Raw genomic sequence first — 11,708 nt, forward strand, 5'->3', positions numbered from 1 at the left:
GACACTCTCGATGCGTGACTTACAATCCTCTAGGGGTCGGCGTTTGCGTGGCGCTCAACAACAACAAACAATGTTGCGCCGTTGTTCTTCGTCCCGTTCGCCCCGCGTCCTCGCCGCGGCAGGTAAACGCTTAGCGATCCAGACATAATGGCCACCGGCGAAGCTCCGATTGCTGAAAGACGCACGACAGTGGACGCTGCCTTCGACGTGGTGTTGTCGCCGGTTGCGTGCGCGCAGCGCGCCGCGCTCGACGCCATTCGCATCGTCGACGACCTGTTCGCGGTCGGCCGCAGCGAAGCGCCATTCAACGACTATTCCGCGCAATGTACCGCCGGCCTGTCGCGCCGGCATGCGCGCGTTTTCATCGAGCATGGCGCGATTTATGTTGCCGATCTGGGCAGCAAGAACGGCACGACGGTCAACGGCATCGCGGTGCGGCAAACTCCCGCACGTATTCGCGCCGGCGATGAACTCTGCTTTGGCGGCGAGCTGTGCTATCGCGTCGGCATCGAGCCGCGCGCGCGTATCGTCGCGGGTGCAAGCGCTTCGCCCGTCACTCATCTATTACTGGTGCCGCAGCGCGATGAGCTGGGTCTGCAACCGGTCGACGTGTTGGCTTTTCCGTTTCTGATCAGCAAAACGGACGACGTTTTCTCACGCTATAAAAACCGTTACCCGCACCAGGTCAATTACATTTCGCGGCGCCATGCGCATCTGTTTCTGAAGGGCGGTGAGTTCTATGTCGAGGATCTCGGCAGCACCAACGGTACGTTCGTGAATGGACAGCGGATCGGCGAATCGGCGCTTGCGCTAGTGGACGGCGATGTGGTTGCATTTGGCGGCGACCACTTCGTCTACAGGGTGTCGCTACAGAACTCCCCTGACGTCGAGCCCACCGTGACCCAGCTTTCTCTTCGTCCCGCTGCCGACAGCGCCGCCGATGCCGACAAGACGACCTTCGTCGGCGCGGCGCATTCGTTTCTCGACATCTTTTGCGTCGATCCGGCGCTGCAACGCGAAGACGAAGTGAACGAAGCGGCGCAACCGGGCTCTGCGCGCGCGAAGCGCGAAGCAATAGTGACGGCAAATGGCGTGCCGGGCGCAAAAGGCGCGCAAGGGGCGCATCCGGCGGACACGAAAGACGGTGCGAACGATAAAAGCGGCAAACGCGCCGCAAAGAGTCGGCAGCGTCGTTGGAAGATGGTCGCCGGCGAACTGCATAAGGCGCTCGCGGACGGTGAGCACACCAATGTGCGGCGCGCCGCGGCATGGGGCGGCGCCGGTGTCGCGATCGTGGTCGCGCTTGGCGTGGGCCTCTATCTGCACGGTTCATCGGAACGCGAGTTGAAGAGCCTGCTCGCAAGCGGTGATTATTCGAGCGCCGTCACGGTCGCGCGCGGCTATCTGGCCACGCATCCGACGGACACGAAAATCCGGGCGCTCGCGAGCGAGGCGATATTGAAAGCGCAATTGCCGGGCTGGCTCGAAGCATTGCAAAAAGCGCAGTTCGACCAGGCCGACGCGCTGCTGAACAACATGAAGGCGTTGAGCGTGAATAACGCCGATATGGCGTCGCTGGTCGGCGAATTGCAATGGGTCGGCGATCTCGAACGCTTCGTCGCGGCGCGCGGCGGCGTCGACGCCCCGATTCGCATGTATGTGGACGAAGCGACGATCAACGATCTGCTGCATCGCTGGGACGACGATGCGACGACTCATCAGCGCGCGCTCGACCGTATTGCGAGCTACGTGCCTGACTTCGCGGAGCCCTATGCGCACGCGCTCAGTCATCTGCGCAAGCTCGAAAGCGACGATTCGGTGTACGTCGCCGCGATCGACCGGCTGAATGGCGTGATCCATACTGAACTCGCGCGCGACCAACCCGACGCATTGCCGCCGCTACTCGACGATTACACGCAGCGTTATCCACGGCTCGCGGGTCTCGATCGCGTGCGTGACGATTTGCGCCAATATACGGCGTTGCTGAATGCCGCACTGAGCCGTCAATGGACGTCGTTGCTCGCGATGATGAAAACGGCGCGCTTCAGTACACCGCCTTTTCAGACGCAATTCCAGCAGCTGGCGGCTAGGCGTTTGCCGGCGGCGGAAATCGTTCAACGTCAGGACGCGGTCGATGCCGCGTGGCAGCGCGGCGACGCGCAGCAGGCGCTGAACGATTTGCAGTCGATGCCGGCAAGCCCGTGGTCCGACGTGATCGCGGCCGAAGCGGCGCACAAGAAGGCGTTGTCCGATCAATACGACGATCTGCGGAAACCGCATGGCGCAAAGGACTACGACCAGCGTCTGCTGTCGTTCTACGCGAGCCTCGATCCGCGGACCGACGCATGGTTCGTGCAGGCGATCCAGAAAGACGTCGCCGCATTGCATGACAAGGCACTCTCGCATGCGCAAGATCTGTTGCTGCGCGCGCAAAGCCTGTGGAAGGAATACCGCGCGAATGGCCCGATCGGCGGCACGCAGCGGCTCGAAGCCGGCATCTCGCCGGGCTTTCGCAACGAGGCGCGGCTGCTTACCGACGCGCAAACGGCGGCGCGGCAGGGCATGCGCATCTATACACAGCTGAAGGCCGACCATCCCGCCGATTTCGATCGCCTGCTCGCGGATATCGAAGCCGAGGCGAGTTTGCAGCGCCGTTCGTTGACGGAGTTGCGCATGGTGCTGGACCCTGGGCTCCTGAAAGCGAAGCTCGCGTTGATTGGAGGCGATGAGAGTGAAACGCGACCCTCACCCTAGACCGTTGTCGGAGGCGCTCGAGGATCATAGCGTCGAAGGCATCGCGATTCTGACGTCGGAGCCGGTGCGGATTGCGCGCGCATTGATCTGGGCGATGGTTGCGCTCGTCGTCTCGGGTTTGCTGTGGTCGTTCGTCGGCCGCGCGGATGTGATCGTCAGTGCGCCTGGCACGTTGTCGCCGGAATCGGAAGTGCGGCGCATCTATACGCCGATCGACGGCGAACTCGCGGATCTATATATCGCCGAGGGACAGCCGGTATCGAAAGGCGACGTGCTCGCGCGCCTGAACGCGCGCGGCGCGATCGAGGCAGCGAGCAATGCGTTACAGGCACAACTCAAACTCGAAGACGCCGAACGCGAATGGAAGCAGTTTCCTGAGAAGAAGGCGTTGATGGAACGTAAGGCCGCGTCGCTGAAGGCGCAACTCGACGTCGAAGAGCGCTTGAACGAGAATCGCGTTTCCGAAGGCACGACGAAACTGGCCGAAGGACAGAAGGCCGAACTCGACGAAGCGCGCAGTTCGCTCGACAACGCACGCCGCACGCGTGAAGCGGCGAATCAGGAGCTCGATCGCTATTCACGGCTGTTCGCGCAGCCGGGCGGCGGTGGCATTGCCGAATTGCAGGTCGAACAGAAACGCACGGCCGCACTCGAGGCGGATAACGCGTATCGTGTCGCGCAATCGAAGCTGGCCGAGCTCGACTTTCGGCTGAGCCATGAATATGCGCAGGCGAACGCACAACTCGCGACGAGCGGCCAGCAAAGCACCGATCTGCAACTGCGATACGATTCGGCGGTGCGCGATATCACCGATGCGGAAGACAAGCTGCGCGTGCAATTGCAAAGCGCGCGCCTCGAAGCCGATGCCGCGGCGCGCGTGCGTTTCGAGAACATCGATAAAGACAATTTTCTGCTGGTTCTCGCGCCGGTTTCGGGCGTGATTACCGACGTCACGTCGACGCAGCGCGGCGACAAGATTCAGGCGAATGCGCCGCTCGGCGGCATTGCGCCAAAAGACGCGCGGCCCGTGCTGAAGATCGAAATCGCCGAACACGACCGCGCCTTTCTGCACGAAGGGCTGCCGGTCAAATTGAAGTTCAACGCGTTTCCTTACCAGCGCTATGGCTTGATCAACGGCACGCTCGCGTATATCTCGCCGGCCACGAAGCCGTCCGCGCAGGACAAGCAGCCGGTCTATGAGGGCCGCGTCACGCTCGACAAGGATTACTACCAGGTCGCCGACACGCGTTATCCACTGCGTTACGGCATGACCGCCAATGCGGAAATCGTCGTGCGCGAGCGGCGCCTGATCGATCTCGGTCTCGATCCGTTCAGACAGGTGGCCGGTTGAGCGCGCGAATCAAACATCCACGAAAGGAGCGGAGAAAATGACCGCGATAGTGCGTATCGATGACGAGGTCGTGGACGTGGACGAGTTCATTCGTCTTCTGAAGCTGACCGGCCAGTTCGAGAGCCTGATCGAGCAGATCGTGCGCGACAAGCTTACCGTCCACGCGGCGAAGAAGCAGGGCGTCGCCGTCAGCGCGGACGAAATCCAGCAGCGCGCCGACCAGTTTCGCCGCGTGCGCGGGCTGCATCGCGCGGCGGACATGAATCATTATCTCGACGCGCTGCGCGTGAGCCTCGACGAATTCGAGGTGTTCATTACCGACGGCCTCTATCAGGAGAAGATGCTCGACGAGATCGGCAACGACGCGGCGATTCGCGATTACTTCGCATTGAATTCACCGAAGTTCGACGCGCTCGAAGTCAGTCACATCGTGCTCGATAGCGAAGGCAAGGCGAAGGAGATGATCTCGTACCTGCACGATGACCCCGACGCCTTCGCCGAGATGGCGCGCGAGCATTCGATTGCCGATACGCGCGAGTCGGGCGGCGTGATCGGCAAGGTGCTGCGTGGGTCGCTGAAGCCCGATATCGAGGCGAAGATCTTCAATGCCGCGGTCGGCGATCTGCTCGGGCCGTTTCCGTCGGCCGACCGTTCGTGTTTCGAGATTTTCGCGGTGACGGCCAAGTATCCGGCCGCGCTCGATGCCGAAGTGGCCACAGAAATCCGCCGATTGCTGCGCGAGAGCTGGCTGATAGCCCGCGCCCAGGAACACGTGATCGAAGCGCGCTAGTACCCGTCTAGCGCCCGATAAAGCGAGGCTCGCCGTTACATGGACGCCCCCCAGACCGCACCATCCGCGCCTTCCACCGCCGAATTTCTCGCTTCGGTGGAGATCCTGTCGCCATTCTCGCGCGACGAAATCGAGCGGCTTGCCGAATACGCGCAGGCAAAGTTCTATTCGTTTGGCGAAACGGTGTGCTCGGCGGGAGAAGTGGCCGACGGTCTCTATGTGATCCGCTCGGGCACGGTGCGTATCTTCACCGAGGAGCACGGCAAGGAAACCAGCATGGGCGTGCGCAAGTCGGGCGAGATCTTTGCCGACATCGCGATGCTGCGCACGTACGTTCACGAAGCGTCGGTACGGGCGTCGGCCAGGACCGAATTGCTGTTCATTCCGCGCGCCGCGATCGAACCCGTGATGGCGGCCAACGCCGCCGCGTTGGCGTTCGTCGCGAGCTATGTCGCGATCAATTCGGCCGGCGGATTCGTCGCGCAACTGTTCGATCTGCGCGGCAAGCTGAACAAGGCGGAACTCGAGGAATACGTGCGCAGCGTCGGGGCGAAACGGGTGGCTGCCGGCAAGGAGATTCTCAAACAGGACGGCCGCGACGACAGGCGGCTTTATGTGGTGCGGCAAGGCCAGGTGCGCATCGTGCGGCACGAGGAGGGCCACGACTATACGCTCGCGACGCTCGGCGAAGGCGAGATCTTCGGCGAGAAGGCGTGCCTGATGCGCCAGGAACAGATGGCATCGGTCGTCGCGAGCACCGACACGCGGCTACTGGTCATTCCCGAGCGCACCGTTCATTTCATTCTCGAACGCAATCCGAAACTGCGAGAAGTGCTCGACGAGCGAATCCGCTATGGCGACCGCGAACTGCAGCGGCAAAAGCGGCTCGAACAGCGGCGCAAGCTGCCGTTGCTGCTCGACTTGCACAGCAAGCCGGAACTGGGCGAGAAGATCATCCGGCGTTTCGCGCTCGTCGAGCAGGCCGAGGAGATGGATTGCGGCGCCGCGTGCCTCGCGATGATCTGCCGCCATTACGGCATTCCGATGACGCTCGGAAAACTGCGCGAACTCGCGAACGTGACGACGCAGGGCGCGACGCTCGACAGCCTCGCGCGCGCGGGCGAGTCGCTCGGCTTCACGACGCGCGGCGTGCAATGCACGTTCGATTCGCTGGCCGGCTTCGATCTGCCGTTCATCGTGCATTGGGAGGGCTATCACTATGTGATCGTGTACGGGCTGTCGAAAGAGTATGTGTGGGTGGCGGACCCGGCACTCGGTTTCAGAAAACTGAGCGTCGAGGACTTCGAACGTGGCTGGAGCGGTACCTGTCTGTTATTTACAGGCGGATCGCAACTGTTGCAGATGTCGGCGGCGCGCTCGCCGTGGATTCGTTTTGTCGGCTATCTGAAGCCGTACCGCAAGATACTCGGCTATCTGTTTCTCGCGACCTTCGTGATCCAGGTGCTCGGCGTGATTCCACCGCTGATCATTCAGAACATTCTCGACGGCGTGATCGTGCATCAGAACGTCAGTCTGCTCCATATGCTGATCGGCGGGCTCATCATCTCCAACGTCTTCACGCAGTTGACGTCAACGATTCGCGCATATCTGGCGAACTTCATGGTCCGCAACATGGACTTCGCGATGATGTCGCAGTTCTTCAAGCATACGTTGTCGCTGCCGTTCTCGTTCTTCGCGAAGCGCAAGACCGGCGATATCTTCGCGCGCTTTCAGGAAAACCAGACGATCCGCGCTTTCCTGACCGAATCCACCGTGACGACCGCGCTGAATCTGTTGATGATCTTCATCTACTTCACGATCATGTTCGTGTACAACGTGAAGATGACGCTGGTGCTGATCGGGTTCGTGATTCCGATCATGGGACTCACGGTGATCGCGACGCCGAAGATCAAGGGCTACGCACGAGAGGTGTTCACGGCGTCGACCGAGGCGAAGTCGTTCCTGATGGAGGCCCTCTCCGGTGTCGAGACCGTCAAGGGCATGGGTATCGAGCGGCCGGTGCGGTTGCGCTGGGAGAAGAAATACGCGAAGGCGCTCGAATTGCAGTATCGCGCGCACGCCTTCAATATTCTGGTCAGCTTTGGCAGTCAATTGCTGAATGCGGCCACGACGATTGCGATTCTGTGGGTCGGCGCGAATCTGGTACTCGCGCGTGAATTGACGATCGGCCAGCTGATCGCGTTCAATGCGTTCATGGGCAGCGTATTGAGTCCGCTGATGGGTCTCGTCGGTTTGTGGAGCATGCTCAACGATGCGGGCGTCGCGATGGAACGGCTCGGCGATGTGCTCGATATCGAGCCCGAACAGAAGCCGCAGGATTTGCCCTCGCGCGTGATGCTGCCGGAACTGCAGGGCGAAATCAGCCTGCAAGGCGTGTATTTCCGCTATGGCGAAGACGATTCCGCTTATGTGCTGGAGAACATCAGCTTCGATATCAAGCCCGGCGAACTGGTCGCGATCGTCGGGCGCAGCGGGTCGGGCAAGACCACGCTGGCGAAGCTGCTGGTCGGTTTTTATCAGCCAAGCGAAGGGAAAATGACGATCGACGGCTATGACTCCGGCGTGATCGACAAGGCTTATTTTCGCGCACAAATCGGCTACGTGATGCAAAGCAATCTGCTGTTCTCGGGCACTATCGCCGAGAACGTCGCGAGCGGCGACGATGCGCCGGAGCGCCGCCGCATCGAGGAAGTCGCGAAGATGGCCGACGCGCACGGCTTCATCAGCAAGATGCCGCTCGGCTATGAGCAGATCGTCGGCGAGCGCGGCATCGGTTTGTCGGGCGGTCAGATCCAGCGGCTGTGCATTGCGCGCGCGTTGTATCACGATCCGCGTCTGCTCGTGTTCGACGAGGCGACATCGGCGCTCGACTCGCAATCGGAAAGCAATATTCTCGGCAATATGCACGACATTCTGAAGGGCCGCACGGCGGTGATCATCGCGCATCGGCTCAGCACGATCATGCGCGCGGACAAGATTCTCGTGCTGTATGAAGGCGCGATCGTCGAACAGGGCCGTCACGAAGAGCTGATCCAGCGCGGCGGCATGTACTACCAGCTCGTGCAGAAACAGTTGAGTGCATCATGATGAAGATACTCGACCAGATTGAAGAGGCGAGCCCCGCGATATCGTACGCGGGACTGATCGAGCGCATCGAGATCCTGCGCTCCACGTTGCGCTGGTCGACGCGGCTCGAACGTGGCGATATCGACAAGCTGCTGAGGCAAGCCACGTCGCTGCGCGACGAAGTCATGCAGCTCTCGCACAAGGAGCGCTTCGTGCAGGCGGCCACGGCCGGCGAGCCGCAGACGAGCGCGGAGCAATCGCGCGGGGTCCGCCGCAAGGCGCTGCTCGAACGCAGCTTTATTTTCGAGGGAACGTTCGGCGACAATCCGCGTTTGCTCGAATCGCTCGAAATCGCGGAAAAAGCCGCGCCAACCGACCTGCCGGTGTTGATCGATGGCGAAAGCGGCACCGGCAAGGAGCTGATGGCGAAAGTGATTCACGCGAATGGCGCGCGTGCGGACAAGCCGTTCATTTCGGTGAACTGCGGCGCGATTCCGGACAATCTGCTCGAATCCGAACTATTCGGGCATCGCAAGGGCGCATTCACCGGCGCGTCGAACGACCGCAAGGGCAAATTCGAAAGCGCGCATACGGGTACGATCTTTCTCGACGAAATCGGCGAGTTGCCGCTCGCGGGCCAGGTCAAGCTGCTGCGTGTGCTCGAGGCGCACGAGATTCAACGCGTCGGCTCCGACGAAACGATCGCGGTCGATACGCGCATCGTCGCGGCGACCAATCGCAATCTGCGCAAGCTCAGCGAGGAAGGCCGGTTTCGCGAGGATCTGTTTTACCGCCTCAGCGTGATTCACGTGACGCTGCCACCGCTGCGCGAACGGCGCGACGAAATTCCGTTGCTGATTGCGTGGTTCGGCGACGAAGCGGCGGGCACGCTGAAACGCCGGCCGGTCAGATTGACGCCGCGTTTGCGAGACTTTCTGTTGAGCTACGCGTATCCGGGCAACATCCGCGAATTGCGCAACGTGATGTATCGCATTTCATGTCTGGCTGGAGAGATGGCCGACGTCGAGCATCTGCCGCTCGATATGCGACCCGCTGCACCGGGTTCAGCGGCGGCTCAGACGGATGGCGGGCTAGCGAGCGGCGAGCAGCCAATCAGTGTCGCGAACCTGATGTCGTTGAGCGACGCGAAGCGGGCCGCGAGCGACGACGCCGAAAAGGCGTTCCTCGAACGCGGACTGCGTGAAGTCAGCGGGACGGTCGCCGAGTTGGCACGGCGCATCGATATGAATCGCTCGCACTTGCAGATGCTGCTGAAAAAGCACGGCCTGCACTCGAAGGATTTCCGCAATCGCAATGCGCCGCCCGCGAAAAACGGCGCGAACGAACGCGACGAGGAAGACGAAGGTTGAGTGAAGCGCCCACCTGAAGACCATCAAGGCGCCGGATTCAGCAAGGTCTTGTCCGCCGCATTGGGGTCCTGCGCTTCGACGACCACCGCGGTAATGTTGTCGCGCCCGCCGCGCGCGAGCGCGAGGTCGACGAGTTCGCAACAGGCGTTTTCACGCTCCGCCGACGTCAGCACATCGGCGATCTCGTCGTCGCTCAGTTCATTGCTGAGACCGTCGCTGCACAACAGGAACACGTCGCCGTCGGCGACTTCGATCGCGTCGTCGTCGAGTTCGAGCAGATCCGTCGCACCGACCGCGCGCGTGATCATGTGCTGCGCGGGATGATGACGTGCCGCTTCGTCGGAGATGACGCCGAGCGAGCGCAACTCTTCGACCTGGCTGTGATCGCGCGTCAGTTGCCGCAACTGTCCCGCGCGGTACAGATAGATGCGGCTGTCGCCGGCCCACAGATAGCCGCAGAAGCGATCGCAGGCAAGCAGCACGACCACGGTGCTGCCGATGCGCTGCACCTGGCGGCGCGCGGCTTCGTCGCGCAATTGGCGATTCGCGGTTTGCAGCCGCGCGCGTACATCGGCGATCAGCGTTCTGAGGCCGTGCGGCGCCGCCAGTTGAGTCAATGCTTCGATCACGGTGCGGCTCGCAAAGTCGCCGACCGCGTGCCCGCCCATCCCATCGGCGACGGCCCAGCGTCCCGCTTCGGGCTCGTCGAGGCAGGCGTCTTCGTTGATTTCGCGCACCCGTCCCACGTCCGAACGCGCGGACGAGGTCCAGCGAAATTGGCTCGCGCAGGTCACAACGGCTACACCATGTCGTTTCTATTGCGTGCGTCCGGAGACACGTTGAGGTTCGCGTTCGCGCCGGTGTTGCGTACGTCGACCGACTGGAACTGGTTGATCATCTGGTTAGCATAGAAGTTGTTGGAGACCTCGTACAGATTGACCACGGGCCCGATGCTGGGGGTTTGCGGCACGAACGGCTGAATCCAGCCATAGATCCACGGCGCGCCGCCGCCACCGCGAATCGCCGCCATTGCTTTGCGATCGAGCGCGAGGTTCAAAGAGAGGTCGTTCAATTTGATGCAGGACATGTCGTTCTCCGGTTGGTCGCGTGCGCAATGCGCGCGGCTGAATGGACTCTGCACCTAATGGCGCAAAGACCATGCCAATCGGGGGCGGATTCCAGCCGAAGCTCGCGGCCCGTTGACTGGCGTGCGTTTGCGCAGCTTCACCTCGCCCGCGGTCAACGCAAGCGGTCGGCTCGCGGCCAACAAGCCCGCGTTCGAACAGGTGTGGGACCCAACACATTCAACGGGGTCCCACGCGCGCTCTATTGATGTGAAAGCACCGCGCGACACGGCTCGCAAATGAGCGTCGCTCGCCAACAGATCAGCGCGTTTTCTGTTGGTCTGGTACTGACATCTTCCTCTTCAGAAACTCGCTGGATTAGCCGCCAACCCTATAAACAGGGGCTTTTCGGCGCATGGCCCGGATGATGCAAAAGCTGACGCAACCATGTTGGAAATGCGAACGAGGCCAGCCATGAACATCCAGATGCCTGATACACGCGACCACGGCCCGCAATCCGCAGCGGCTTGCGACACCGCATCATCGACGATCGATCTGCCGATCGGCTCGCATCTGGTCACGCAACGCAACGGCTATGAGCATCACGGCATCTATGTCGGCAACGGCCGCGTCGTGCATTACTCGGGCTTTGCGGGCTCCGCGCATCGCGGGCCCGTCGAGGAAGTCGAACTGACGCGCTTCGCCGCCGGCCATTCGCTGTCGGTTCGCGCGACGCCGAGCGCGATCTACGCCGGCGCGGAAGCGGTGCGCCGCGCGCGCTCCCGCCTCGGCGAAAACCGCTATCGCCTGCTGACCAACAACTGCGAACACTTCTGCGCGTGGTGCCTGCTCGGCGAAAGCCGCAGCGAACAGGTGCATTGCTGCCTGTGCCATCCGCGCACGGGCGTGCGTGCGCTGCTGTGCCTCGTGAAGGCGTTTGTCGACAGCGGGACGAGGAATCAACACGGCGTGGCGCCACTCGCGCAACTCGCGTGAGCGCAGCGCGTCACGAACCGGACGATTGGAGGAGAAACATCATGGTTGCCGCAGAAAAGAGCTTGCATTGGGCCGTCGACAAATGGCTCGCGCCCACGCCGTCGATGCCCGCGCGCGTCGTGCGGTTCTGCCATCGCGCGTCGCAACAGCAGCGCTATGTGTGCGTGCAGACGTTGAAGCCGGAAGGACTGCTGTCGATTTTCTTCTTCCGCCACGGCGACGGTTCATGGAACGTGTTCCCGCCGCTAGCGGAGCGGCCCGCGATGAGCGGGTATTGCCGCACGGCCGCGTAGAAA

Annotated in this window: 9 protein-coding genes; 7 read left to right on the top strand and 2 right to left on the bottom strand. The window is 61.9% G+C overall.

Annotated elements, in window-relative coordinates; translation table 11 throughout:
• The first annotated feature begins 147 nt into the window (after positions 1-147).
• Genes F6X42_RS11895 through F6X42_RS11915 form a run of 5 tightly spaced genes read left to right on the top strand, consistent with a single transcriptional unit; the run spans position 148 to position 9,352 of the window.
• On the top strand, positions 148-2,754 hold the full coding sequence (locus F6X42_RS11895; RefSeq protein WP_187634400.1) for an FHA domain-containing protein: 2,607 nt from the start codon (positions 148-150) through the stop codon (positions 2,752-2,754).
• The gene (locus tag F6X42_RS11900; RefSeq protein WP_187634401.1) at positions 2,732-4,105 is read left to right on the top strand and encodes a beta-barrel domain-containing protein; all 1,374 of its coding nucleotides are present in this window, start codon (positions 2,732-2,734) and stop codon (positions 4,103-4,105) included. Before F6X42_RS11895 ends, F6X42_RS11900 begins: the two co-directional genes overlap by 23 nt.
• Before the next feature lie 37 nt (positions 4,106-4,142).
• Positions 4,143-4,895 (top strand): peptidylprolyl isomerase, encoded by a 753-nt coding sequence (locus F6X42_RS11905; RefSeq protein WP_187634402.1) that lies wholly within the window; start codon positions 4,143-4,145, stop codon positions 4,893-4,895.
• A 39-nt stretch (positions 4,896-4,934) separates the two neighbouring features.
• Positions 4,935-8,003, top strand: a complete 3,069-nt coding sequence (locus tag F6X42_RS11910; RefSeq protein ID WP_187634403.1) for a peptidase domain-containing ABC transporter — start codon at positions 4,935-4,937, stop codon at positions 8,001-8,003.
• Positions 8,000-9,352: a sigma-54 interaction domain-containing protein gene (locus tag F6X42_RS11915; protein WP_187634404.1), complete on the top strand. Its 1,353-nt coding sequence runs from the start codon at positions 8,000-8,002 to the stop codon at positions 9,350-9,352. The genes F6X42_RS11910 and F6X42_RS11915 overlap by 4 nt, the downstream gene beginning before the upstream one ends.
• A 23-nt stretch (positions 9,353-9,375) precedes the next feature.
• Here F6X42_RS11915 and F6X42_RS11920 read toward each other — a convergent pair whose 3' ends face one another.
• Together F6X42_RS11920 and F6X42_RS11925 are read right to left on the bottom strand one after the other, a co-directional pair.
• Entirely contained in the window at positions 9,376-10,146 is a 771-nt protein-coding gene (locus F6X42_RS11920; RefSeq protein ID WP_187634405.1) for a PP2C family protein-serine/threonine phosphatase, read from the bottom strand.
• A 5-nt stretch (positions 10,147-10,151) separates the two neighbouring features.
• Complete coding sequence (locus F6X42_RS11925; RefSeq protein WP_187634406.1) at positions 10,152-10,439, bottom strand: hypothetical protein; 288 nt, start codon at positions 10,437-10,439, stop codon at positions 10,152-10,154.
• Positions 10,440-10,890: 451 nt separating this feature from the next.
• On the opposite strand from F6X42_RS11925, the gene F6X42_RS11930 reads away from it, so the two are divergent.
• Together F6X42_RS11930 and F6X42_RS11935 are read left to right on the top strand one after the other, a co-directional pair.
• Complete coding sequence (locus F6X42_RS11930; protein ID WP_187634407.1) at positions 10,891-11,412, top strand: lecithin retinol acyltransferase family protein; 522 nt, start codon at positions 10,891-10,893, stop codon at positions 11,410-11,412.
• A gap of 41 nt (positions 11,413-11,453) precedes the next feature.
• A complete protein-coding gene (locus F6X42_RS11935; protein WP_187634408.1) occupies positions 11,454-11,705 on the top strand; it encodes a hypothetical protein in 252 nt (83 codons plus the stop codon).
• Positions 11,706-11,708 lie beyond the last annotated feature (3 nt).

The sequence above is a fragment of the Paraburkholderia podalyriae genome (assembly GCF_014397785.1).
Taxonomy (GTDB): domain Bacteria; phylum Pseudomonadota; class Gammaproteobacteria; order Burkholderiales; family Burkholderiaceae; genus Paraburkholderia; species Paraburkholderia podalyriae.

What these genes read in the sequence shown, in the direction of transcription:
- F6X42_RS11930 (WP_187634407.1), top strand. Translation starts at nt 10,891, where the DNA reads ATGAACATCCAGATGCCTGATACACGCGACCACGGCCCGCAATCCGCA.
- F6X42_RS11935 (WP_187634408.1), top strand. Translation starts at nt 11,454, where the DNA reads ATGGTTGCCGCAGAAAAGAGCTTGCATTGGGCCGTCGACAAATGGCTC.
- F6X42_RS11915 (WP_187634404.1), top strand. Translation starts at nt 8,000, where the DNA reads ATGATGAAGATACTCGACCAGATTGAAGAGGCGAGCCCCGCGATATCG.
- F6X42_RS11925 (WP_187634406.1), bottom strand. Translation starts at nt 10,439, where the DNA reads ATGTCCTGCATCAAATTGAACGACCTCTCTTTGAACCTCGCGCTCGAT.
- F6X42_RS11910 (WP_187634403.1), top strand. Translation starts at nt 4,935, where the DNA reads ATGGACGCCCCCCAGACCGCACCATCCGCGCCTTCCACCGCCGAATTT.
- F6X42_RS11905 (WP_187634402.1), top strand. Translation starts at nt 4,143, where the DNA reads ATGACCGCGATAGTGCGTATCGATGACGAGGTCGTGGACGTGGACGAG.
- F6X42_RS11895 (WP_187634400.1), top strand. Translation starts at nt 148, where the DNA reads ATGGCCACCGGCGAAGCTCCGATTGCTGAAAGACGCACGACAGTGGAC.